The organism is Pseudomonas quasicaspiana, assembly GCF_021147825.1.
GTDB lineage: Bacteria > Pseudomonadota > Gammaproteobacteria > Pseudomonadales > Pseudomonadaceae > Aquipseudomonas > Aquipseudomonas quasicaspiana.
Genome location: NZ_JAGTPI010000001.1, coordinates 1 through 22,750 on the forward strand (window position 1 = coordinate 1; position 22,750 = coordinate 22,750).

Annotated in this window: 23 protein-coding genes and 2 pseudogenes; 7 read left to right on the forward strand and 18 right to left on the reverse strand. The window is 55.0% G+C overall.

Annotated features, from left to right (window positions below; translation table 11 throughout):
- Positions 1 to 200: 200 nt before the first annotated feature.
- From pgm to KDX30_RS00020, 4 genes are all read right to left on the reverse strand, one after another.
- On the reverse strand, positions 201 to 1,841 hold the full coding sequence (pgm, locus tag KDX30_RS00005; protein WP_231674572.1) for a phosphoglucomutase (alpha-D-glucose-1,6-bisphosphate-dependent): 1,641 nt from the start codon (positions 1,839 to 1,841) through the stop codon (positions 201 to 203).
- 131 nt (positions 1,842 to 1,972) lie between these two features.
- Positions 1,973 to 4,273, reverse strand: coding sequence for an ATP-dependent DNA helicase (locus KDX30_RS00010; protein WP_231674821.1), 2,301 nt, complete (start codon positions 4,271 to 4,273; stop codon positions 1,973 to 1,975).
- Positions 4,274 to 4,822: 549 nt separating this feature from the next.
- Positions 4,823 to 6,328 (reverse strand): hypothetical protein, encoded by a 1,506-nt coding sequence (locus tag KDX30_RS00015; RefSeq protein WP_231674573.1) that lies wholly within the window; start codon positions 6,326 to 6,328, stop codon positions 4,823 to 4,825.
- 638 nt (positions 6,329 to 6,966) lie between these two features.
- Positions 6,967 to 7,995: a zinc-dependent alcohol dehydrogenase family protein gene (locus KDX30_RS00020; protein WP_231674574.1), complete on the reverse strand. Its 1,029-nt coding sequence runs from the start codon at positions 7,993 to 7,995 to the stop codon at positions 6,967 to 6,969.
- A gap of 365 nt (positions 7,996 to 8,360) precedes the next feature.
- Between KDX30_RS00020 and KDX30_RS00025 the strand changes: the two genes are divergently transcribed.
- From KDX30_RS00025 to KDX30_RS00035, 3 genes are all read left to right on the forward strand, one after another.
- Positions 8,361 to 9,275 (forward strand): LysR family transcriptional regulator, encoded by a 915-nt coding sequence (locus KDX30_RS00025; RefSeq protein ID WP_231674575.1) that lies wholly within the window; start codon positions 8,361 to 8,363, stop codon positions 9,273 to 9,275.
- 346 nt (positions 9,276 to 9,621) lie between these two features.
- Positions 9,622 to 9,867, forward strand: coding sequence for a hypothetical protein (locus KDX30_RS00030; RefSeq protein WP_231674576.1), 246 nt, complete (start codon positions 9,622 to 9,624; stop codon positions 9,865 to 9,867).
- Between the two features lie 190 nt (positions 9,868 to 10,057).
- Entirely contained in the window at positions 10,058 to 10,804 is a 747-nt protein-coding gene (locus tag KDX30_RS00035) for a hypothetical protein (protein WP_231674577.1), read from the forward strand.
- A gap of 128 nt (positions 10,805 to 10,932) precedes the next feature.
- Here KDX30_RS00035 and KDX30_RS00040 read toward each other — a convergent pair whose 3' ends face one another.
- The gene (locus tag KDX30_RS00040; protein ID WP_231674578.1) at positions 10,933 to 11,088 is read right to left on the reverse strand and encodes a hypothetical protein; all 156 of its coding nucleotides are present in this window, start codon (positions 11,086 to 11,088) and stop codon (positions 10,933 to 10,935) included.
- Entirely contained in the window at positions 11,085 to 11,345 is a 261-nt protein-coding gene (locus tag KDX30_RS00045) for a hypothetical protein (protein ID WP_231674579.1), read from the reverse strand. The genes KDX30_RS00040 and KDX30_RS00045 overlap by 4 nt, the downstream gene beginning before the upstream one ends.
- A gap of 662 nt (positions 11,346 to 12,007) precedes the next feature.
- On the opposite strand from KDX30_RS00045, the gene KDX30_RS00050 reads away from it, so the two are divergent.
- On the forward strand, positions 12,008 to 12,478 hold the full coding sequence (locus tag KDX30_RS00050; protein ID WP_231674580.1) for a hypothetical protein: 471 nt from the start codon (positions 12,008 to 12,010) through the stop codon (positions 12,476 to 12,478).
- 433 nt (positions 12,479 to 12,911) lie between these two features.
- Here the strand turns inward: KDX30_RS00050 and KDX30_RS00055 are convergent, their stop codons facing one another.
- From KDX30_RS00055 to KDX30_RS00100, 8 genes and pseudogenes are all read right to left on the reverse strand, one after another.
- A complete protein-coding gene (locus KDX30_RS00055) occupies positions 12,912 to 13,187 on the reverse strand; it encodes a hypothetical protein (protein WP_231674581.1) in 276 nt (91 codons plus the stop codon).
- Between the two features lie 1,044 nt (positions 13,188 to 14,231).
- On the reverse strand, positions 14,232 to 14,456 hold the full coding sequence (locus tag KDX30_RS00065) for a DUF6555 family protein (protein ID WP_231674583.1): 225 nt from the start codon (positions 14,454 to 14,456) through the stop codon (positions 14,232 to 14,234).
- 296 nt (positions 14,457 to 14,752) lie between these two features.
- Positions 14,753 to 15,304, reverse strand: a complete 552-nt coding sequence (locus KDX30_RS00070; protein WP_231674584.1) for an ATP-dependent Clp protease proteolytic subunit — start codon at positions 15,302 to 15,304, stop codon at positions 14,753 to 14,755.
- 52 nt (positions 15,305 to 15,356) lie between these two features.
- Positions 15,357 to 15,638 carry a con-10 family general stress protein gene (locus KDX30_RS00075; RefSeq protein ID WP_231674585.1) on the reverse strand — a complete coding sequence of 94 codons (282 nt, stop codon included), beginning with the start codon at positions 15,636 to 15,638 and terminating at the stop codon, positions 15,357 to 15,359.
- A 350-nt stretch (positions 15,639 to 15,988) separates the two neighbouring features.
- Positions 15,989 to 16,141 (reverse strand): annotated as a pseudogene (locus tag KDX30_RS00080) (general stress protein); the annotation flags it as partial.
- 355 nt (positions 16,142 to 16,496) lie between these two features.
- Positions 16,497 to 17,620, reverse strand: a pseudogene (locus KDX30_RS00090) (SGNH/GDSL hydrolase family protein).
- A 277-nt stretch (positions 17,621 to 17,897) separates the two neighbouring features.
- Positions 17,898 to 18,335 (reverse strand): cell wall hydrolase, encoded by a 438-nt coding sequence (locus KDX30_RS00095; protein WP_231674588.1) that lies wholly within the window; start codon positions 18,333 to 18,335, stop codon positions 17,898 to 17,900.
- A 55-nt stretch (positions 18,336 to 18,390) separates the two neighbouring features.
- Entirely contained in the window at positions 18,391 to 18,651 is a 261-nt protein-coding gene (locus tag KDX30_RS00100; RefSeq protein WP_231674589.1) for a tail fiber assembly protein, read from the reverse strand.
- A gap of 299 nt (positions 18,652 to 18,950) precedes the next feature.
- Here KDX30_RS00100 and KDX30_RS00105 point away from each other — a divergent pair, with 299 nt between their 5' ends.
- Positions 18,951 to 19,118 (forward strand): hypothetical protein, encoded by a 168-nt coding sequence (locus tag KDX30_RS00105; protein WP_231674590.1) that lies wholly within the window; start codon positions 18,951 to 18,953, stop codon positions 19,116 to 19,118.
- Between the two features lie 121 nt (positions 19,119 to 19,239).
- Here the strand turns inward: KDX30_RS00105 and KDX30_RS00110 are convergent, their stop codons facing one another.
- Positions 19,240 to 19,467 carry a hypothetical protein gene (locus KDX30_RS00110; RefSeq protein ID WP_231674591.1) on the reverse strand — a complete coding sequence of 76 codons (228 nt, stop codon included), beginning with the start codon at positions 19,465 to 19,467 and terminating at the stop codon, positions 19,240 to 19,242.
- Positions 19,468 to 20,013: 546 nt separating this feature from the next.
- Here KDX30_RS00110 and KDX30_RS00115 point away from each other — a divergent pair.
- The gene (locus tag KDX30_RS00115; protein WP_231674592.1) at positions 20,014 to 20,610 is read left to right on the forward strand and encodes a hypothetical protein; all 597 of its coding nucleotides are present in this window, start codon (positions 20,014 to 20,016) and stop codon (positions 20,608 to 20,610) included.
- 64 nt (positions 20,611 to 20,674) lie between these two features.
- On the opposite strand, the gene KDX30_RS00120 is transcribed toward KDX30_RS00115, so the two are convergent.
- The 3 genes from KDX30_RS00120 to KDX30_RS00130 form a co-directional block, all read right to left on the reverse strand.
- Positions 20,675 to 20,872, reverse strand: a complete 198-nt coding sequence (locus KDX30_RS00120) for a hypothetical protein (protein ID WP_231674593.1) — start codon at positions 20,870 to 20,872, stop codon at positions 20,675 to 20,677.
- Between the two features lie 125 nt (positions 20,873 to 20,997).
- Positions 20,998 to 21,216, reverse strand: coding sequence for a hypothetical protein (locus tag KDX30_RS00125; protein WP_231674594.1), 219 nt, complete (start codon positions 21,214 to 21,216; stop codon positions 20,998 to 21,000).
- 83 nt (positions 21,217 to 21,299) lie between these two features.
- Positions 21,300 to 21,452, reverse strand: coding sequence for a hypothetical protein (locus KDX30_RS00130; RefSeq protein ID WP_231674595.1), 153 nt, complete (start codon positions 21,450 to 21,452; stop codon positions 21,300 to 21,302).
- Between the two features lie 104 nt (positions 21,453 to 21,556).
- On the opposite strand from KDX30_RS00130, the gene KDX30_RS00135 reads away from it, so the two are divergent.
- A complete protein-coding gene (locus tag KDX30_RS00135) occupies positions 21,557 to 22,657 on the forward strand; it encodes a DNA-methyltransferase (RefSeq protein ID WP_231674596.1) in 1,101 nt (366 codons plus the stop codon).
- The last annotated feature ends 93 nt before the right edge of the window (positions 22,658 to 22,750 follow it).

Below are 22,750 nucleotides of genomic sequence, written 5' to 3' on the forward strand. Positions count from 1 at the left end.
GCGTGCGGTGGCGGGCTAGCGGGTCCCACTTTTTCCGAAAAACCCGCCGGCCGGCCGCCCATCGCGAGCAAGCTCACTCCTACAGTCAGTGCCCGATGTTTACTTCGCCACAGCGCATTGTCAGGACACAGCGCCGCCCTCATTGATCCTGCAAGAGCGCACCGAGGTTACGAGGTGAGCTCCTACAGATTCAATTTGCATCAGGCAATCGCGGCATCCACCAGCACTTGAGCTTCTGCCACAAGACGCTTGAGGTGCTCTTCGCCGATAAAACTCTCGGCATAGATCTTGTAGATGTCCTCGGTACCCGATGGCCGCGCTGCAAACCAGCCATTTCCAGTCATCACTTTCAAACCGCCAATCGCCTGATTATTGCCCGGTGCATGGCTGAGAACGCTCAGGATCGGCTCGCCCGCCAGTTCCGTTGACTTGACCTGATCCGGCGACAGTTTGCCCAGCGCCGCTTTCTGCTCAGGGCTGGCTTTGGCTTCAACGCGTGTCGAGAACGGCTCGCCCAGTTGCTCAGTCAGTGTCTGGTAAATTTCGCTGGGATCGCGACCTTTACGAGCAGTGATCTCTGCAGCCAAAAGCGCAGGAATCAGACCGTCCTTATCAGTGGTCCAGACCGTGCCGTCCTTGCGCAGGAACGACGCACCAGCGCTTTCTTCGCCGCCAAAACCCAACGAACCATCGAACAGGCCTTCAGCAAAGAATTTGAAGCCGACTGGCACTTCGTACAGGCGACGACCAAGACGCGTAGCGACACGATCAATCATGCCGCTGCTGACCACGGTTTTGCCAACCGCTGCGTCCGCACGCCAGCCCGGACGGTTCTGGAACAGATAGTCGATAGAGACTGCCAGGTAATTGTTAGGAGCCAGCAGACCACCCGTTGGGGTTACGATCCCGTGGCGGTCGTGATCAGGATCGCAGGCAAATGCAACCTGATACTTGTCTTTCAGGCCAATCAGGCCCTGCATGGCAAAGTTGGATGACGGGTCCATACGAATGCGGCCGTCCCAGTCAACGCTCATGAAGCGGAACGTCGGATCGACGAACTGGTTGACGACATCCAGATTCAGACCGTAGTGCTCGCCAATAGCCGACCAGTAACGCACCCCGGCACCGCCCAACGGGTCTACGCCCAGGCGCAGACCTGCGTCGCGAATGGCGTCCATGTCGATGACGTTCTTCAGGTCAGCCACATAGGTATTCAAATAATCATGACGATGGGTGGTGTCGGCACGCAGTGCTCGTTCGTGAGTAATACGGCTGACGCCCTGAATTTTTTCCGCCAGCAGTTCATTGGCCTTGGCTTCAATCCACTTGGTGATATGGCTGTCTGCCGGACCGCCATTGGGAGGGTTGTACTTGAAGCCACCGCTTTCCGGCGGGTTGTGCGACGGCGTGATGACGATACCGTCCGCCAGGCCGGATGTGCGGCCACGGTTGTAGCAGATGATCGCGTGGGAAACCGCCGGGGTTGGCGTGTATTCGTCACCTTCGGAAATCATCACTTGCACACCATTGGCGGCAAGGACTTCCAGTGCGCTGGCAGCGGCCGGCGTGGACAGGGCGTGTGTATCAGCCCCCAGAAACAACGGTCCGTCGATGCCGTTGGCCTGACGGTACAGGCAAATCGCCTGACTGATCGCCAGAACGTGCCACTCGTTGAAGCTGAGTTCGAACGAGCTGCCACGGTGGCCGGAAGTACCAAACGCTACGCGTTGGGTCGAAATCGATGCATCAGGCTGGCCGGTGTAATAAGCGGTAACCAGTCGCGGAATATCGACCAGCAACTGAGGCGGTGCCAGCTTGCCGGCGAAGGGACTGAGACTCATACAACCTCCATGAAAAGCAGAATAGAAATAATGCTGGCTGCTGTACGACACAAGAAAATGATCAGCGGCGCGGCAGTTTACTGGCAGTTGGACCTTGTTGCTCGGCTATCGATCCCTAAGTCGTTGAACGTTCATAGCTGCCACCAGCGCGGGAGTAACTGACGCACCTTCGGCTCGGCAAATCGATCATCGATCAGCATGACCACGCCTTGATCCTGCTGCCCTCGAATCACTCGCCCCGCCGCTTGCACGACCTTTTGCACCCCTGGGAAGAGGTAGGTGTAATCGTAGCCCGCGCCGAACAACACAGCCATGCGTTGTTTGATCTGCTCATTGACGGGGTTGAGTTGAGCCAGCCCCAGTGTCGCAATGAATGCACCGATCAATCGCGCGCCCGGCAAGTCGATGCCTTCGCCAAATGCACCACCCAGTACGGCAAAGCCGATGCCCTGACTTTCCAGGGTGAAACGATCAAGAAAGCCCTGACGATCACTTTCACTCATGCCCCGCGCCTGCTGCCAGATCGGGATGTGTGGATGGCTTTGCTGCATCAAATCCGCGACTTGCTGCTGATAATCAAAACTGCTGAAGAACGCCAGATAGTTGCCCGGTCTAGCCTGAAACTGTTCAGACAAAAGCTCCACGATGGGCGCCAGTGACGCCTGACGATGGGTGAATCGTGTGGAAATACGACTGATGATCTGCACGTCCAGCTGTTCGCGACTGAACGGCGACTCCACATCAATCCACGCGGTATCCGGCGGCAAGCCCAACAGATCGGCATAGTAGTGACGCGGGCTCAGGGTTGCCGAGAACAACACACTGCTACGGGCGGCTGTGAGCCTGGGTCGAATGAAACGGGCAGGCACCACATTGCGCAGGCACAGCCTGGAATAGCTACGCTTGCTGCTCTGCGCCCTTTTACTGATATCGAACACAAAATGCTCGTCGAACAACTCGGCGATGCGCACAAACGCAATCGCCTCAAAATAAAAGCTTTGCAGCGCGCCATTCAGCGCATGAGGGTGATCATTGAAATAATCCCCCATGGATGCGACGCACAGGTTCAGGCTTTGCAGAAATTTGCCCGGGGTTTCGGCATAGGCCTGATACGGAGCAACCTGCTCCTTGTGCAGCGCATTCCATTCACGATTCAAGCGTTGCAGGGTTTTCTGCAACGCTTCGGGTGCCGTCTGGCGCAACGTGCTCAGGTTCTGCTGATCGAGGCTGGCGCTGTACATCTGCCTGGCTCGCTCGACCATGTTGTGGGCTTCGTCCACCAACACCGCCACGCGCCACTGATTGAACTGGCTGAGCCCGAACAACAAGCCGCTGAGATCGAAATAGTAGTTGTAGTCAGCAATCACCACGTCCGCCCAACGCGCGATCTCCTGACCGAGGTAGTACGGGCAGACCTCATGAGCAAGTGCCACATCACGCATACCGGCCTGGTCCAGCCAGGGAGCGTACAACGCAGCACTGCGCGCCGCCGGCAGACGGTCATAAAAACCCTTGGCCAGCGGGCAGGAATCGCCATTGCAGGCTTTATCCGGATGCTCGCAAGCCTTGTCCCGGGCGACCAGCTCCAGCACGCGCAATTTCAACTCCGGCGCACTCGTACGGATCACTGTCAACGCATCCAGCGCCAGTTTGCGGCCAGGCGTTTTGGCGGTCAGGAAGAACACTTTGTCCAGCTTCTGCGTCGGCGCAGCCTTGAGCATCGGAAACAAAGTGCCAATGGTTTTACCAATACCAGTAGGCGCCTGCGCCATCAGGCAACGGCCGGTGCTGACCGCCTTGAAAACCGATTCCGCCAGATGACGCTGACCGGTACGGAAACTCCCGTGAGGAAATTTCAGCTGGTTTAACTGTTGATTACGCCCACTGGAGTGCTCCAGCTCCTGCTCTGCCCAGCGCAAAAATATGGCGCAATGTTGTTCAAAGAACGCCTGCAGGATCGACGCAGTGAAGCGCTCACGAATCAGCGTTTCCTGCTCGGTGACAATGTTGAAATACACCAGCGCCAGGTTGACTTCGTCCAGCTGCAATTGCTGGCAGAGGAGCCAGCCGTAGACCTTCACCTGCGCCCAGTGCAACTGCCGGTGATTGTCCGGCATCGTTGACAATTCGCCGCGGTAAGTCTTGATCTCCTCCAACTGGTTTAGTGCCGGGTCATAACCATCGGCCCGACCACGAATCCTCAGTTGCTGATATTCACCCGACAGTGAAACCTCTGACTGATAACCGGGACCGCGTCGCGCCGCAACACTGCGATGCCCCGCGATGCCTTCCTGTGCGGTAGGAGATGGCGTGAAGCGCAGATCAAGGTCGCCTGCTTTGGCGGTGAACTCGCACAGCGCACGCACCGCGACAAGATAACGAGCCTGATCAGCGGGATCAGGCGCCAGGGAGCGCAGCGCTTGAGTGCTGATCCCGGTTCCTGTTTCAGAACTGATGGATGAAGAAATGACGGTCACAACCTGAAATGCCGGTACTGGATGGGCATACAGATAACAGCACCGGTTATATCTGGCAAATACAAATGGATCGGCGGGGCCTGGATGATTCAGGTTATGCAAGGATCTTTGGGGATTGCTCTGTGCCCTGGCACAGCGCAATTCCCCAAGCAAACACTGGACTGTAGGAGCTGCCGAAGGCTGCGATCGCGGTCTATCAGGAGAAATGCTTCGCAGCCTTCGGCAGCTCCTACGGGAAATGTATTTCAATCCAGCAGTTTGCAGGTTGTTTGACGAGAGCCGCCCGGTGTCACTGACACCGCGCTGTCGCGCAGCAAACATTGGATCTGTAGGAGCGCACGAGCACCGCGAGGCCGCGATGGCGGTGTATCAGACAGGACGCAATCGCTGCCTCGCGATGCTCGTGAGCTCCTACAGAAAATCATTCCAGGTCAAGTGATTGCATTTTGTTTGATAGGAGCAGCTTCAGCCGCGAGAGCGTTTCGCGGCCAGGCGACCGCGCGGTCAACGCCCCGAAAGCACCTCAACGACATTGCCACCCGTTTGCGGGTCGACGGTCATGACCCCTCTCTTGTCAGGATCAGAGGCGCGCACCCGGGCAATGATGGAGGTCGGGTCGTTGAAATCCACGCGTTTTTTGCGGTACAGGCTCTGCAAGCCTTCAAGGGTCAGCCCGCTAATATCACCCAGCCATTGCAGAACCTGATCGGGTGCGGCCATGCCCTGCAAGGCTTTATGCAAGTCGGGCAAGGCGACCAGCATGCCGGGATGCAGGCGCCGCAGGAAACCCTCAAGCTCGCGCCCTTCATTGACGAAAGGTGAAAAAAGCAGGCAAATCAGCTGTGCTTCGCTGACGCCAAAACCTTCCTGCGCAAACGTAGCTGCCAACTCGCGACGGGATGCAATGCCCTCCTCGCTGGCATAGGCGCTCATGGCCTGATCGATCAGGCGCTGAGGCATGCCTTTACTACGCATCATTGATTTGGCCAGTTGCAAATACTCCTCGACCCCCTCGGCATAACTGCGTCCCTGGACATACTGCACTTTCAACCCGCGCATGTGCGCCATCAACAACGGGTTTGCGCAATCGGATTCACTGAAACTGAACGCCAGGTCCTCAAAGCGGAACCCCAGGAATTCGGTCAGCAGCTTCCAGTGCTCTTCGGCATTGCTGACGATCAGGTCAGAGATGGCAATGAATGCTGGCGCCCCCGCTTTGTTTGTAACGCTAACGGGAGCGATCAACTGATCCCCTGACTCATCATTCGTCCCATACAGCTCCTGCTGGTAGGACTGGCTGATGCTGCCAACAACACTCAACATTGTGTTGAAATTCTGGTTTCCCGAATCGCTGAAACGATGCGCAGTGCCGGGCGCCAGGCGCATGACCCACGTGACGTACTGTTTTTGCTCTTTGCGCGAATCGCCACTCACCACCGCATCGACCCCGCCGCCCCAAGTGGTAGCCAGCTCAAAGAACTCGGCGATGCCCAGGTAACAGCTGTTGCAGAACGTGGTCCGGCCGTCCCCGGCAGAAACATGACCATTGACCAGCATGTCCGAACGATTCTGCTCCCGTCCGGCACGGGACATGGGCACATCTGGCTCAAAGACTCTGACCACCTGATGATCAACCTCCAGCAGTTCCACTCGAGGGTCGTCATGCAGAAACAGTGCTGAGTAGGTCCGCTGGATATTCTCCATGACTGCCGGTGTAATGCCGGCATGGCGCATGTTGGCAACACGCAGGTTGAAGGTGGCAGGTGCGCGCCCGGCAATGCTCAACTGGGCCGCTCGCAGCAGCGCCACGGTATAGGCGCTGTCCTTGCCGCCACTGAAAGGCACCAGCACATTGAAACTTGAAATACGCTCAATGCCGCCTGCGGCCACGATCAATCGCTGAATCAGCAACTGCAGCGCCGTGCGCTCTGCTCGTCGAAAATAACCCAGCAGCCGCTGCAGCACTTGCTGATAGACGTAGTTCATCGCCTGTTCGTGAATGGAGCTCATGCTGATGCACTCCTTTGCATTCCCCAACGAAGTGCGTTGCAAGAAAGGAGTTTAAAATCGGACAGCTTTGAAAAATCATAATTGACCATGACTCATTCCCTGAGTGGTAAAAGCACCCAACTATTATCGATATTAATTTGGTAATTACAAGATGTGAAACAGGAATTAAAGAGGCGAGATTAGTGCGTTTAAGTTTGCAAACATTAAACGTGATAGTTTAATTTCCTGTTTATAAAATTCAATTATTGAGGTGTTTCATAGAGCCTTTGCGCAAGGCCGTCGCGCTGCAATGGTAGCCTTGAGGACGTCATTTCACTCGGGAATGCGGTGTGTCGGGGCTGCCGCCTTCGCGAATGAATTCGCTCCCACAGAACATCGGGATTCAAACCATGCACTTGCGAGTGTTCGATACACAGGTATTCAACTCCAGCGAGACGCGACAGATACACACACTCAAGCGCATAAGCATTGCCGCGCTCTCGCAGATTCGTTTAATAATTGCCTGCGCACACAAACAATAGGGCGCTGAATGTTTAAATGCTTTGAAATAACGTTCAGGTTACGGACTAAAGTCAAATGTCACACAGCAAAATGCCCTCCAGCGTGGAGGGCATTCAAGGGTGAAACAACCCGCCTGATCAGGCCTGAGGCTCTTCCACTTCCAGCACTGCACGGCCACCAATCGGGCAACCATCCATGTAGCGGTGCGCCTGAACCACATCACTGAACGCGAAAACCCGGGTTTTGAGGGGTTCCAGCACCCGATCGGCAGTCAGTTGATTGATGTCACGCAGCGCACGTTGCAGCGCCGCGTCATCCTGAGTGATCCCCAGTTCCGGCTTACCCGTGAAGTTACCCAGGCAATGTACGAAGAACTGAATGTTTTTCTGGAACGCTGCACAGGCCGGGAATGGCGTCTGATTACCGCCTTGCAGGCCGTACAGCACCAGGCTGCCACGAGGAGCAAGCACATCGCCCATGATCGACATCTGTGGACCGCCCAGGCCGTCGAGCACGACATCGACACCGCGATTGTCCGTGTACTTGTTGACGGCCATCAGCAGGTCCTGCTCTTCGGTGACCACGACTTTGTCTGCGCCCAGAGACAACAGGTACTCGCGAGCGTCGTCGGTCTTGGTGACCGCGATCACTTTCAAACCCAATGCCTTGCCCAACTGCACAAACGAAGGTCCCGCACAGTGGCTGGCGTCCGTGACCAACGCGGTTTGGCCCGGCTTGATTCGCGCCAGGTCAACATACGCGAAGTACGCCACCAGCAACGGCGTGTAGTGCACGCTGGCCTCAATAGGGGTCAAAACATCGGGATAACGCGTCAATGACGTACGCGGCATGACGATGGTTTCACCGTACACCGGATGCTGATTCGGATCGGCCGCAGGGAAACTGGCAACCTTGTCACCGACCTTCAGGTCATCAACGCCCTCACCCACTGCAGTGACAACACCGGCCATTTCCTGACCGATACCTGCGGGGAGCCGTGCCTGTGAAGGCGCCAGGTTCTGCCGCCATAGCACGTCGTACCAGCTGATACCGATCGCCTGGACACGTACCTGAACCTCGCCGGGTGCTGGCAACGCGACCGGATGCTCTTCGATCTTGAGCACCTCGGCTGGACCAAACTGATGAAAACGGATCGTGCGGGACATTTCGAACCTCGCCTAGAAAACCTTGATGCCATGAACTCTATCCGGGCTCTGCCGGTAACACTATCAGTGGCTATTAATAGTCGACATGTCTGTCATCGATTGTCATAGGTTTCGCATGGATATTCCCAGGCCAATCGTCAAACGCTCATGGGCGGCCATTGTTCGCATGTCAGCCGGACAATGCAACCCGCAGCGTTGCCGGGCGTCTGGCACACCGTAAAATTTATGAATGCGCAAAGGTAGCATTTGCTCGTACTATTCACGCCCGAGATGTGTCAGCTAGATCCACCCTGCTTCACCAGACAGCTGCAAGTGTTCCGCTGTTTGCACACCATCGCATTGATCAACGGCCGAGATCTCCCGCCATGAACCGCAACGACCTGCGTCGCGTCGACCTCAATTTGCTCATTGTCTTTGAAACCCTGATGCATGAGCGCAGTGTGACGCGTGCGGCCGAAAAGCTTTTTCTCGGCCAACCGGCAATCAGTGCTGCCCTGTCGCGCTTGCGTGGCCTGTTTGACGATCCGTTGTTTGTGCGCACAGGTCGCAGCATGGAGCCAACGGCCCGGGCAACAGAGATCTTCGCCCTGCTCTCGCCAGCCCTTGATTCGATTTCCACAGCCGTCAGCCGCGCTTCGGAGTTTGACCCGGCGACCAGCACCGCAGTCTTCCGCATCGGCCTGTCGGACGATGTCGAATTCGCCCTGCTGCCATCCCTGCTCAAACGCCTGCGTTCGGAATCACCGGGTATCGTGCTGGTTATCCGCCGGGTCAACTACATCCTGATGCCCGCACTGTTGGCGTCCGGCGAGATATCCATCGGCGTCAGCTACACCAGCGACCTGCCGGCCAACGCCAAACGCAAAGTCCTGCGCCGCAGCAAACCCATGCTGCTGCGCGCCGACACCATGCCCGGCGCATTAAGCCTAGAAGACTTCTGCTCCCGCCCCCACGCACTGGTTTCCTTTGCAGGGGACTTGAGTGGTTTCATCGACGAACACCTCGAGAAGCTCGGCCACAAACGCCACGTCGTCCTCGCTGTCCCGCAGTTCAACGGCTTGGCCACCCTTCTCGCCGGTACCGACATCGTCGCCACAGTGCCCGACTACGCGGCGGCTGTGCTGACTGCGGCTGGCGGGGTAAGAGCTGAGGCTTTGCCTATCGAGACCCAGACCTTCGAACTGCACATGGCGTGGCGTGGGTCGCAGGATAATGATCCGGGTGAAAGGTGGTTAAGGTCGCGGATTCAGATGTTTTTTGGCTTGCCTGAGAGTCTTTAGGCGTCGCAAGACAGGCAGTTCTTCTGATCATTTTGCCTTTTCACAGACCACGGAGCTCCATTCACTTCCAGTGCATTGCTATATTGGGGGCATATCTGAGGGCATGCTTGGGATGGTTTGAAAAGGATGCCCCCAGCCTTAGGCTGAACAATCTTTGTCTCGAAAAATCACCTGCGATAATTTCCTACTTCCGTTGAATGCTATCAGATCACCTCACTTCAAAGGCGCAGAGTGCTCATTGCCGTCGAAGCAGTCTGCGCTTGCTGGGTTGATGTCGCCAATGATCGCAACCGCGGTCATGACATCAATTCCGGGCTAAGATCCAGCTGTATTTGAAGCCATTCCAATGCATTCGAATGTACTTAGAGCAGGCAATGGGTTCATCCGCCGCGACCAGATCAAAGATGCTTACAGCGAACTCTCTTTTATTGAAGGAGCCGTGCATGAGTTTTTGCAGAGCAGCGAGCAAGTCCGAAATATTTTCATGGTCGAAGTCAGCAGAGAAAACCCATCTCTGGCGAATTGCGCACCAGTCATTCGCAAGGCGCGTACCAGGCAATGGATCATGTTCGAGGCTAACCGTTCTAGCTGACGGCTCCCTGCCGTCCTAGAGCGTGCCAGACAGACGTGGCACGCCTTTGTGAAGAAAGGTCAGTACGAGCTACATCCCCCTCCCGGCGTCCTGCCGATTGAGCCCCCCCACAGCGTGCTACTCGTCACCCGGACCTGTCCGGAATCGCGCCACTCGATTACTGTATATCCAAGCAGTATAATGAGAAGTAATGATGCAACCCTTCAAACCCCAAAGCCACACTGAGGAGTGGTATCGATCATGCTGGAATGCCAGCGCCTGGACCAACCCCAGTGCCAACTACCGGTACCTGATGAGGTTTGCTGACAACTTATTAAAGATGGGTTGCGTCGACGAAATGGAGCGATTCGAAATGCTTGAGCTGGCCACTGGCGCGTTCTGTCACCACATTGAGGAGGCTCCGCTCGCCTGGAGGAATCCAGCAGCGGACTACGATATCTACAACGAAGCCGGGGTTCAGACAGGCAGCATCAGCGGAAACCGGGTATTTCTTCATGGGCCAGGCGTGAAGCCAGGTCCTATGGAGTTCTTCGCGCAGATCCTCGAGGCAGACGGAGACAGACCCGTCATCACCAGAACCTATGCTCAATATGGCGTCTTCAGGGATCGCTACATTTACACCGAGACTGGCCAAAAGCTCACCCTTGTAGAGACTTGGAAGTTGGTTGACGGGAAGATGATCAAGCGCCTGGATGATCCTGATACCTACAGATCAATCATTGATGCAGGGCTGATTGCGCTGGAGGAAGGCGACATGGTCCGTTACGTCGCGCTATGGGAGCGGGAGCAATTCTCAATTTTTAGGCAGTGTTCGAGTTGCTGCGACCGCTTCGAACTCCGCGAGGATTGCCATTCCTGTAAAGGCATGGGTTTCATAGAGGATCCACTCTGTCCGAGCAGGCTGCCCTCAAGCCATCCTACTCAGGGGCATCTCTGAAGAAGCGTGACGCCCCAGGTTCAGTGTCGAGAGATAGGGATTCAAACTCTACCGGCATGGTGCCTAAGACGCCCGATACCCGCCGACTCGGCAAAGCGGCTCACCGCTGTCAGGCTAGCCCAAGCCTCTCAACGCGAGCGCACCGGCAACCAGCGGCTGCGGGCGCCGCCCGAACGAATGGTCAACTTCCATTTTTCGCCCTGCCGACTCACGGACACCTCCTGCACCGCGCCCACCTCAAGCTTGGCGCACAGCGTTCCTTTGATGATGACTGAACGTGTCACGGTACTAGGGTGCCCAATACAACGCGAACGGCAACGCTCAGGGCCTGTACCTCGGCGTGAAGCATGCGCCCAATGTGATAATCGATTATCTGTGCGTCTTCCAGAGCCTGTAAGTAAGCGGTGCAAAATTGAAGACGCTCGTTGGCGAGGGCAGTATTGGGGCTTTCCCGCAGCGCAGTGAGTGCGCCGACCCACGAGGCATAGACGTTGTCAGGCAGGTTATCCGGGAGGTTCAACAACGAGGGCTCATCAGTCATGGGACAATATCCGTGATCCAAGGCGCAGTTCGCGCAAAGGCCGCGGTGGTATAGCACGGAATGCCAGTCTCAAGGGGGCTGCTTTCCAGCAGGCGCAAAAAAACCCGCCAAAGCGGGCTTATCTGTGGGGCTATTTAACAAATGTCCCCTTATTGGTATTGAAGGCCTGCCCCTTGCTCGACCAGCCTCAATCCTTATCGGGGAACTGCACATACGACAAAGACCCTGGTGGCTGCTCGTTCACATCATGCGACAGAAGCCCCCACGCAAAGCAACAGCATCAATGGATGATTTTTCGGTGACAAGCAAAAATATGCTTCGTACGTACCCCCATGAGAACGTAGGGCTCGTCCATTTCCATATGAGTAAGCGTCCAGCCAAGTCACCTTGCGTGATTTCGCCAGATATCAGCTGATATGCAAGCAATTTTCTCTGCATCGCTTACCGATCGGCTCCCCTTGTCATCGCCAAGACGGAGCATCATGATTAAGCAATGACTAAGAATGAGGAGCACACGCTTGCGTAGCTCAAGCAGGTATCCATTGATATGGCAGTAACTGGCCGGTGTCACTCGCCCGCTGCGTAGGTACCTCTTCAAGTGTCGACATTGCGCCACGCTGGGCGCTTACCAAGACAACCATTGACACCCAAAGTTGAAGCCTGTGAATAAAACCGAATGGCAAGCCCTAAAGCCCAGGCTTAAAAAGTACCTCGCAATAGCCTCGCTGCTCTGCTTCGTCGGCTTTCTCACCTATGGCTACCTGCACAAACCGGAGCTTCCCCCCCAAATAGTACTAAAGCAAAACTTCATCCCGGGGGAGTGGCTATATATCGTCGAGGAAGCCAGGGATCGTTCAGAGCCCAAGACGCTGAAGTTCTATATGGATAACCGTGAATCGACTGACGAAACCATGAAGGTGTATCTGGGCAAGACGCCGCCGTTTCTGGTTTCAGACACCGATTTGAAAGACGTGGGCATCCAACGCGTCGCCAACGGCCTGCACATCAAACTCAAAGGCGCAGTACTGAGATATCGAAGCGACCTTTATCTCGAGGATGGCGACACCTACACCACATATAGGGTAAGCCTTGAACAAGTTGAGACCCGACCGCCCTTGCCGAGCGGTCGGTAATCTTATTTGAATAGAGGGGCCAGCGTGATCGACAGCGCCGGCCATTACATGGACATGAAAAAGAAGTGATCGCCCACGGAGTCGGCGTGAAACTGGCGCCCTCACTCAGGCCTGGCGTCAGGCACCCACTACGTGCACTAGGTTGCGGCCTGGGCGATCAGCCAATCATGATCACGCTTCGCGAATGGCCGTGGCATTCCGGCAGAGACCCGAAGCGCCATTCTGTGGGTATCCCTGGTACGAATGAAGCCATATGATGCAACACGTTGAGGTCATTCGCTCGTGGGGGACTCCACCCTTTCATAATTAGTTTGAGCCTTAGCGACTGCCTGCTCCTGCTAGGCGAATATCCCAACTCCATTTTTTCCCCTGTAGCGTGATCATCACGTCTCCCAGTGCTTCTTCCTGAAGCCCCTGCCCGCATTCGATATCCCTACCTAGGGAGATGCTGCAACAGGTCCGCTAACTCGCGCCAAGGAAAATCCTCTGTCGCGCCAACGCTACATTGCGGACCATGAAGAAAAGGCCGCATGCTTTCGCTGCCCTTTTGCGAATGACCGCAGGACACACAACGTAAAAAAATACCCACCACCCGCCAGCGTTGAAAATGAGCCAGTACCATTTGATCCAGTTGGCTGGCTGGAGGGGTTAGCAGTTCAATAGCATGATCTGAATCGAGAATACCGTATGGAGTGTTTATGTCGCTCATGGCGGCTCCAGTAACAAGGCTGACATGTACCCATAATTGAATGCCAAATCGTAAATCACCGCAGCAAGAACATAAAAGCCCCCCGGGACGCCTTTTCTGTTAGGGACATACAACGAATGCCCGCTATGAGAACTGGCGCCCATCTCACTCCCTTATGACGGATACGCGCAAACCATATATGCATCTGGTGAACACGCCTTGCTGCTTCTAATGATCCGGAGCATATGCAAAGCAGAGCTTATTTCCCTCTGGATCTCGACAATACGCAGCATAGAAATCGGACGCATATTCTCGCAAGCCAGGCTTACCTTCATCGGCAGCCCCCATTTCAATTGCAAGCGCCCAGACCTCACGAACCTGGGCTTCCGAAGTCGCTAGAAAACTCACTTGAACTCCATTTCCACAAGTGGCTGGAAGACCATTTATAGGGTATTGCACAAAGAACTGGGGCCATCGCTTGTTGGGGTATCGCCAGCCTACGCCTTTAGCAGATCCACCGTTTCCCTCAGACACCTGAATCAAGCCCAATCTCGGCAGTAAAGCATCGTAAAAGGCAGCCAAGCACTCAAGATCCCTAGCCCCAACGTGCACATGACTGAACATAGCATTCTCCATGAAAGGGATGTGTCGCTTTAAGATAAGAGTATGCCTCCGGGTACCAATCTCGTGTAATCAAGCACAATTCCACAACCCAGGTTAATTGTTTTTGACATATCAAGGCCCGTCACTTGAGCAACGAAAAGCGTGATGGATTGCTTGGTCGCGATCGGCCGTCCTTAGCGATGATCGCGAGCTCACGATCATCGCGGCGCTTCGAGGGAGACCGGTAGTCCAATAGCTCCTCATCACGGCGAACGTACGGAAAGCACTGAATCCGGGCACACCAGTCATAGATAAATTAACTACTATGCCCAAGCAGGCGGCTATCCATACGACGCCGAAAAGAATCGCGATCATTATTTCAGTGCGCACTGACATTAGTGCTTTACCCAGCGGATGAGCACGGATGATGTCCAAAGAAGCCCAGCGTTAGCTCTTCCCACATTAAGCGTGACTCCATGCAACGTCTGTTATTCCAAGCCGTTCGGCGAGTGGCTTGCTGACCTTCGGGACTCTCTCACTGCGGTATTTTGGAATCTGGCCAAGGCCAGCATCAACCGCAGCCCAATGCCAGGCTTCTGAGTTATTCATCAAATCCGCTCTTACATAGAACGTCTTGTAAGCGCCGTGATAGAGGTAGTCCACCTTGTAATGGCACGAACTGGGCATGATCGGATGCTCCTTTAAACCGATAAACTAATTGAACTCAACTAAAAACCTCCATGATTGACCACATCACACAACCGAAAGCGTCACCCTAAAAAAGATCATTTCTCGGCGAAGGGTAATGTAATATTCGTGCATACTCTTAACAGAATGTAGTACACGCCCACATCAACGAGACCTGACGCGTTGAGGTCATACGCTCGACGGAAGCAGCTCCTGAACCATAATCAACTTACCTTATTGCTTAGCGTAACGAAGTCATGAGAATTCCTGGACCCAATCTGGTGATGTAGTCAAATCTAAGAATGGATGAAGGTGCTCACAAACTCCGCTTTGATAACAGGAAGCTCTACCGCATGGATCAGGCCAGCCGCAATTGCCTGTTGCGGATCAAGAATGCGCGGTGCTGCAATAAGATATTTTTCGGTTTCGAGGTTGTCTACTCCATCTTGAGTGCGCTCGGCGACGATGCGTGCATACAACTGCAAATCGTAGTCTAGGCTCATCGCGTATTCGGACATGCGCGAATGGTCAACTGAACCTTGCACATGCCAATGAAAGGGATGGAAAAGAAATTTACTGTACTTACACGCAGTCCTGCGCTCACCGGCTAAAAAAATGATGTTGCCCATCGATTCAACGGTGCCCAAGTTATGGGTATGTACCGGAATTGGAAGAGACAATAGAAAGTTATACATGGTGAAACCATAGCTGCACTCGCCGCCCATAGTAGCGATATTCACTATTAGGCCTGAAGCATCTCGCTGCACAGCTAATGAGGCTTTTTCGATAAGCTGGCTGCAAGTGGAGGCGGTGACCGGTCCCGTGAAATTAATAACGTGCAACGGCATAGTATCCCTCGTCGATCAAACAGGGGAGCAAAGCCCCCCTGCGTCAAGCGTTTCAATTGTTGCGTCCGCCACCGTGGCTGTTCTCACCACCTTTACGGCCTGCTTCCGACGCTTTCTCCCGGTCGTTAGCAAAATTGTCTCCGCTGTGCTGACCACCTTTGCTACCTGCCTCAGCGGCACGCTCGGGATCCTTTTTAAAGTTCCCGCCGCTGTTTTGGCCGCCCTTGCTGCCATTCTCTTGGTAGAATTCCTTGTCATGGGAAGCAGCAGTAGCATCACCACCTTTTTTACCGGCTTCATTGACGCTCATTTGGTCTTTTTCATTCGTGCTCATGTTTATTTACCTCGTTGTTGTACCGGTTGCGCAACTGTAATTTCGCGATAGCAAAATCGAGTTGACCCACCGCTGGTGGACAAACTTATAAATATCTTTCACACAAAGGTAGCTTTTCAAACCCGCCGACAGTTACTTCGACGAGCTCAGCACCTCGGCGATATTCGTAACACTTCTGCATGTTCGATCGTGGGCCTGCTCTTGCTTCAGCACGCACTTGGTCGCTCGTTTTTTGAGAGAGCAAACTTTGCTGACTTTCAGACGATAAACGCACGGCTTTCTCCTTTTCTATAGATCTATAGTGTAGGAAGGGGCAGCGATGCCGCCCCCGCAGTTGTGCAGATTTATAGTTACGACTTGCGGCCGCCGCCATGGCTATTCTGGCCACCCTTGCGACCAGCATCCGAAGCCTTTTCACGATCGTTGGCAAAGTTACCGCCAGAAGCCTGGCCGCCTTTCCTCCCCGCCTCCGATGCTTTTTCATGATCGTTGGCGAAATTACCTGGGTTCTTATTACTCGTCGTCATAATAGTACTCCAAATGTAATTGAGGTTTCGCTTATGCCCACTGTTCGCAGCAGGCATAAACTAAGATAAAGCCAGTGTTAAAAACGTTCTGAATTTTTTTTGGAGCTGCCAACAAACGGTATGCAACCAAATGAAACTTGTACAGACCATATACCAGCTTGACGTTTCGTACAGGTCTTGTTCATTCCTAGCGGGGCTATGATATCAACTTGCTGTAATTTCATACCGTTTCGCTTAGTGCGCTGAAGGTGAGATCCCCATATATAAGCCCTTTACATAAAGGACTAGATCCCGCGGCTAGATTGATCATTGCTGACATACTTGGCAGGGCTTAAATCTTGCGTATTCCAAACTGAGCGGCTTTTACCGTGGAGTTCTGGGCCGCGCCCGCCGCCAAGTACAGGCCCATGCGCGACGTGATCACCGTCTCACTGATGTCAACTACCCCACGCTGCGTTTCCAGCTCCCCGGAAAAGTTGGCAGGCATGGTGAATGGCTCTTGGTACTTGTCCATCGACCGGTAATAGAAGGTCGTAGAGGTGCCGCTGACCGGCTTGGTGATGATCAATTCTGCTTCCCACGCCAGTATGCCGCGCGACGAGCCGACATACACTGAGCCTCGCCGAATTCTGCAGGCTCTTTGAACCACCGCGTGGTGATACCGGTTAAGCCAGAGCCGACGGCCTTATACCCATCAGCCAGCAAGGATCCAGCCACGGCATTCACACCCGCCAGGAGAGTGCCGCCAGTTCCGGACAGTAGCGGGTTGGCATTGAGGCAGCCGAATGGACGGATAGCCGAGTAAATATCGCCAGCGTCCGTCGGCAACGGGATGCCAGGGAATTCAAAGTTGGCGGTAATGATCGGCACGACACTCGAGCTAATGAAATCCGCGCCCACGATATTCGGGTGCAAACCCTCCACCGTCATTGCTTCTGTAAAGCCATCCCAGATGTTCATGACGCGCATGAACTGGCTCACGTAGCTGAGCCCCCAGTCTTTGTAGGCAATTGCGTCGGCCAGCGCTTGCCCGGCCAGCGCCCGTGCGCCGAAGCGTGGAGTGCCTGTGCCGAGGATCAGGTACTTGCCGGGCGTGTTCAGAAAAGCTGTGACAACCTTCATCACGTTAGCTTTGGTGTCGGCCAGCGTCATACCGGCAGTGGTGCTGTCGTTGGTGCGCGACAGCAGAAGCCACAGATCGGCAGTGGAGGAAGCGATGCAGGCCGGTAGCCGGGCCATGAACTGGCCGGTGTGGTCGCCGACTTTGCCCTGGTTATCGAGGTAGCTCGGGCACAATCCGGTACGCGCCGCGATCATGGCCGCGAAGCCGTATGCCTCAGTACCGTATGCGGTTGCAGCGATGGTGTGGCAGTTTCCGGAGAAGCTGTCACCAAGCAGGCCTAACCCACGGCGGATTGGCTGTCGGCGCGGTATCGCACTAACGAGAAGGCTCATTTTTCCACCTGATACGCGGCGGAGCCGACCGGCGTAAACGTGTAGGGAAGTTTCCCAAATCCAGACGCCATGCTCCGTCTGTACTGAATGAGTCCGTTTGAACCCAAGTGGTGCCCACGGCCTTCTCTACCTTGAGGCTGCCGCCATTAGCTTGCACAGCCACCGTGTGTACGCCGTAGCTGTACTTCAGCACGAATTGTTCGGTACGCATTTTGATCTCCAAGATGTTTTAAGCAAAAGCCTCGCGCGGCAAAGCGAGCGTGACCTGCTCAGTCGGCTATGGAACGTCACGAAAGAAGACGTGACGACCCAGCTTCAGCGTCTGCTTGGCCTTCGCCGCCCACCCCGGGGCCATGGGCATTGTGGTCGCGTAGTAGTGAGTCGCTCCTCGAGTTGGATCAGGCTGCTTGCCGTCGATCACCAGGTCAGCAGCTATGCGCGCTTGAGCCAACTCGCGGAATGGGATTGCTTTTGCACCGCTCAAATACAGGTAATTCGGGTCGTTCTTGTTCCAGCAACTGAACTGGTAAGCCTTCAGGCACACGCCGCTGTACCCTTCCCCCCACCAATCCGGCTTGCCGTCATTGTTAAGATCGATGTCGACGCCATTGCGGATGGTCCACGCCACGGCGATCTGACCATTCAAGCCCTCACCACGAGCCTCTCCCCATAAAGTGCGGGCAAAAATGTCGCGGTCTTTTTCGGATACGGTCATGCTTTCTCCAGGCAAAAAAATACCCGCTCAATGGCGGGCTTCTTTGTTCGTTTAATCAGGCGGGAACAACTGGCCAGTCTATGGTCTTTGGATAACCTGGGTGATCAGGAAGTCGGCCAAGACACGCCTTGAGGCGCGCAATTTCAGCATCGGTTGCGTCGTCGATGTCCACTGCGTCCTGAATCGGAGGGATAACAAAATCAGCAACAGCGCGGAGCCTGGCTATTTCTGCGGCTGCGTTAACCAAAGCCTGAGCCGACGCAGAGGCTTCTTTCATTTCCTTGGTGATTAATTCTTTCCATTCAATGTTACTCATCGTTTGGCTCCCCAACTGCTGGCTCTTCGGTAGCAACGTCTGGAGCTGGCAGCGGCTTTGGAAGCTCAACCAACCCGTCTGGAACGGATAGGATCAAGGATACGCGAGACAGAGGATTGTCGCGGACAGCTGCACTCAAGGAACTGCAGATCAGCAACACGCTGATGCGTCGCCTGGTAAGCGCGTTCGACATTGATTACTCAGTACAGCAGGCAAGCCGGTGAAGCGTCTGCAATGCCGAGTCGCACAAAGACGCAAACAGCGCTGGTTACACCTACCACCCTCCGGAATGAAAGCGCATGACCAAAGCAAAGAAGTCTCCGGCGGATCACTCGAAGGATTATCGGGACCGGGAGAAGGCAAAGGCCAAAAAGCTGGGAATCGAAAAGGTGATCATCCGAATGGCGTCGGGCGTTAAAGCCGGGATGGCCGCTGCCATGAAACGCAACGGCATCCAAAGCCCGTAGGAGGCCTGGCAGAACCTCGGACTTTTTGGATGCGGGCAAGCCCAGAAGATCAAGACCGGATGCTTAAGCCTGATTCGTCAGTTTTCAGCAAGTCTGCCAAATCAGAAACCTAAATCGCGGTTTACCACTTCAGTGTCACCTTACCTCCACCAGCACTGGCGATACGGACGTAGTCACCAATAGGCCTCTCACCGAGGCCGGACAAGATTAACCCTCCGTTACCACCGTTAGCTGCTGAAGCTAAACGGACCATGTCGCCCACATTTCTACCGGCCACACTTAGTTCAAGCACGCCACCCGCCGACAGCATCCTTATCAGATCTCCAAGCGAAACTAAATCAAAGCTCATCTACAACTCCTTTTGAACCGGCTCCATGTCGGCCTCCCGTAATACCCCAACTCAAACCAAATAGCCACTATGTCGCATCCGGTTATGGAGGGCGGTTGCAACCGCGAGCTGCAAAGCACTGGCGTCAGCAGTGGCGCCACTAACGAGATGAAAATGCATGACCAAAGCAAAGAGGTCAGCCAACGATCATTTAGTCCAGCCAATAGCAGCTAACGAATTCATTCGCTGCTTCTTTGCCAGCGTCCACAGCGTCGTCATAACTCTGCCAGCTATCGGTAAGGGTGGCTGCGACTACCAAGTCCGCGTCAATCTTAGTAAGTACTACCACTGATAGCGGGACTGGATTGCTAGGACTACCCCATTTGAATGCAATTACGAACTTGACGCTATGAAGCGGATCGTCGTAATCAACGGTGGGGCTGCGATCAACTAATAGAGGCATCTGAACTCCTTTGATCCGGCTCCATGCCGGTCATCATCTATAGCTCACCCCCAACCTATTTGCCACCACCGGTCACGGAGGGCGGCGCATGCATGGAGATAACCATGAGCAAGGACACCAAGATTTTGATCCCGGAAATTCCCGGCGAGTGGACAGAGCGCACGCGCAGCGGCCACACCTGCAAGTGGAACGATGGCTGGCACGGTAAACCCCACCGCAACGGCCTGCCCTGCGTTGAGCTCATGGCTCCTGAAAAGGGTCTTTACGCTGAACGCATCGAAGGGGCCCGGTACTGGGTATCGGGTTGCAAAAAATGCACCGGCAGCACCGAAGGCTACAGCTACAAAGTTTGCGATAAGCACGACGTATGCATTCAATGCAAAACGCACCGATCCGCTCTGGCGGACACGCCTTGGGGCCAACGCGACGGCTTCATCTGCAAGCCATGCCAAGACGCAATCGATGCAGTGGCCAAGGCTGAGGCACTGGCCAAGGTCGCGGCCGACGACTATGACGAGTGGGACTACAGGGCGCAGGACGAGTGCAAATGTCCGCATTGCGCAACCGTGATCCACATTGAAACTGAGGACTACGGCGACAAGGACATGGAGTGCGACACCTGTGGCGGCGACTTCCGGCTTCAGCTCGAATACAGCGTCAGCTTCACCACGACGGTTATCGGGGAACGTATCACCTGCTAATGCCGGTCAAGCCACGCTGTGTCGGCATCCCCATCCCAAATCACCAGGTCACCAAGTCACCAAGTCACCACTTTCCGGCTAAATAAAAGACGCCACCAGTTAGGCCAGCAACGAAAATGGCTTTCAGCAAGTCGGTCAGCGTCCCGGTTCCCAAAACGTACGCTTCGACCTTCACAGCAACAAAGAAAATCGTGGCAACTAGCGGGATGAACATGATGCCCCGTTGAGCCTTAAATCTTTCCTTTTCGGTTCCGAACCACACGTTTTAGATCTCCTTCGGTTATCCAACCATGACTCAAGATAACTTGCGGAGCAGCTCAGGTCACCCTAAGAGATCATTCCCACCTCACGTCAACGAATCACGCTACACAGGGATCAGCCTGTCAGCTAATGGTCAACGATATCGAAGCCCTTCACCAAGTCGCGGCAGTATCGAATCTCATGCACCGCACCTGGCTTGTACAGGTCGAGCCACCCTGCTTCCTCTTCGGCCAGATCACTCGCCGCCTGCTCTGACAGCTCGCCGATATCGATACCCATGCTCGCTGCTGTTGTGAATACAGCGACGAGCGCGTGCTTCAGTTCCATTGCGTGCTTGTCGGTCATGTCGGAACCCTCGTGGGTTTAGACTTAAGTTTGCTTCACGCAGATTCAATAGAGTCGGCAGTCACCTCAATTTCACTGACGGCCTAAGCAACATCCTCTGCTCCATAGGCTGCGTCGTTGAGCATCCAATCGATCGATGCCTCACATAACGAGTCCAGCTCCAATCCTTGCTTCATAGCAGTGGCAAGCACGGCTTTTAACGCCAACCTAGACACCTCTTCCGTGCTTGCGCCCATGACTCACTCCTTTGGCTTGAGCTTTAAGCATAGCCCATTACCTCTTCAACAACTTGCGCCACCTCATCCGGTACCGGAAGGGCTGCGCCTAACTGGAATCCGATATGAGTCAGCTCCACCAGATACTGGTCGGCGACTGCATCGAGATGATGCGGACGCTGCCAGACCAGTCAGTGCACACATGTGTGACCAGCCCGCCCTACTTCGGTCTGAGCGACTACGGTGTCGAGGGCCAGATCGGCCTTGAGGAAACGCCGCCAGAATTTATTGCCCGGCTGGTCGATGTGTTCCGTGAAGTTCGTCGGGTACTACGGGACGATGGCACGGCCTGGGTTAACATGGGCGATAGTTACGCATCGATATCAGGAGGCTACGCAAAGGGTAGACAGGCTGGCAAGCACGGAGCGGTTTCGACGGCGACCAGAGGTGCAGTGCTACGCGGCCAGAGACCCACGCCCCCAGAGGGATTCAAGCCAAAAGATTTGATGGGCATGCCGTGGCGCTTAGCTTTCGCGCTGCAGAACGATGGCTGGTATCTGCGGCAGGCCATCATTTGGCAGAAGCCAAACCCGATGCCAGAATCCACCCGAGACCGATGCACTAAGGCCCATGAATACATCTTCCTGCTAAGCAAATCGCGCCGTTATCACTGCGATATGCAGGCGATCCGGGAGCCAGCGGCCGAATCCAGTATCACCAGATGGGCGCAGGATCTCGAGCAACAGTCCGGCAGTGACAGGGTGCCCGGAAAAACCAACGGGCCGATGAAGGCCGTCGGTGGTGAGCGATCTAGGCGTGACAGTTTCCAGCGAGATGATTCAAAACGGGAGAAAGCCATCCCAGGCCAGAGCAAAGGCACCCACCGGCCAGATCGGGCTGAAAGTGAATGGGATGTTGCGAGCCGGAATAAGCCCAGCGTGTGGACCGTGCCGACTCAGGGCTTCAAGAGTGCCCACTTCGCCACATTTCCGCCCGACCTTATACGGCCATGCATTCTGGCCGGAGCGCCGCGCGGTGGAGTCGTGCTTGATCCGTTCGGCGGAGCCGGTACCACCTCACTTGTTTCAATGCAGGAGGGTCGCAGATCAATTATCTGCGAGCTGAATCCTGACTACGCGACACTTGCCCGCGCTCGAATAGACTCAGCCTGGCTGGATGGGGCTGCTCAGATGGACGTGTTCCAAGACGCAGTGCCCGCTGCCTAAAGGGGTGCTGCCCGTCACTGCGAGCGCGAAGAACAATGCTGTCCCCAACCTCACAAGCGCGGCTACCAGGTTCACCCACTCAGTAATTCTTTT

Excerpts from the sequence above, each read along its gene's own strand:
- pgm (WP_231674572.1), bottom strand. The coding sequence starts at position 1,841 with ATGAGTCTCAGTCCCTTCGCCGGCAAGCTGGCACCGCCTCAGTTGCTG.
- KDX30_RS00015 (WP_231674573.1), bottom strand. The coding sequence starts at position 6,328 with ATGAGCTCCATTCACGAACAGGCGATGAACTACGTCTATCAGCAAGTG.
- KDX30_RS00020 (WP_231674574.1), bottom strand. The coding sequence starts at position 7,995 with ATGTCCCGCACGATCCGTTTTCATCAGTTTGGTCCAGCCGAGGTGCTC.
- KDX30_RS00025 (WP_231674575.1), top strand. The coding sequence starts at position 8,361 with ATGAACCGCAACGACCTGCGTCGCGTCGACCTCAATTTGCTCATTGTC.
- KDX30_RS00030 (WP_231674576.1), top strand. The coding sequence starts at position 9,622 with ATGCATTCGAATGTACTTAGAGCAGGCAATGGGTTCATCCGCCGCGAC.
- KDX30_RS00035 (WP_231674577.1), top strand. The coding sequence starts at position 10,058 with ATGATGCAACCCTTCAAACCCCAAAGCCACACTGAGGAGTGGTATCGA.
- KDX30_RS00045 (WP_231674579.1), bottom strand. The coding sequence starts at position 11,345 with ATGACTGATGAGCCCTCGTTGTTGAACCTCCCGGATAACCTGCCTGAC.
- KDX30_RS00055 (WP_231674581.1), bottom strand. The coding sequence starts at position 13,187 with ATGAGCGACATAAACACTCCATACGGTATTCTCGATTCAGATCATGCT.
- KDX30_RS00065 (WP_231674583.1), bottom strand. The coding sequence starts at position 14,456 with ATGCCCAGTTCGTGCCATTACAAGGTGGACTACCTCTATCACGGCGCT.
- KDX30_RS00070 (WP_231674584.1), bottom strand. The coding sequence starts at position 15,304 with ATGCCGTTGCACGTTATTAATTTCACGGGACCGGTCACCGCCTCCACT.
- KDX30_RS00075 (WP_231674585.1), bottom strand. The coding sequence starts at position 15,638 with ATGAGCACGAATGAAAAAGACCAAATGAGCGTCAATGAAGCCGGTAAA.
- KDX30_RS00095 (WP_231674588.1), bottom strand. The coding sequence starts at position 18,335 with ATGACCGTATCCGAAAAAGACCGCGACATTTTTGCCCGCACTTTATGG.
- KDX30_RS00100 (WP_231674589.1), bottom strand. The coding sequence starts at position 18,651 with ATGAGTAACATTGAATGGAAAGAATTAATCACCAAGGAAATGAAAGAA.
- KDX30_RS00105 (WP_231674590.1), top strand. The coding sequence starts at position 18,951 with ATGACCAAAGCAAAGAAGTCTCCGGCGGATCACTCGAAGGATTATCGG.
- KDX30_RS00110 (WP_231674591.1), bottom strand. The coding sequence starts at position 19,467 with ATGAGCTTTGATTTAGTTTCGCTTGGAGATCTGATAAGGATGCTGTCG.
- KDX30_RS00115 (WP_231674592.1), top strand. The coding sequence starts at position 20,014 with ATGAGCAAGGACACCAAGATTTTGATCCCGGAAATTCCCGGCGAGTGG.
- KDX30_RS00125 (WP_231674594.1), bottom strand. The coding sequence starts at position 21,216 with ATGACCGACAAGCACGCAATGGAACTGAAGCACGCGCTCGTCGCTGTA.
- KDX30_RS00130 (WP_231674595.1), bottom strand. The coding sequence starts at position 21,452 with ATGGGCGCAAGCACGGAAGAGGTGTCTAGGTTGGCGTTAAAAGCCGTG.
- KDX30_RS00135 (WP_231674596.1), top strand. The coding sequence starts at position 21,557 with ATGAGTCAGCTCCACCAGATACTGGTCGGCGACTGCATCGAGATGATG.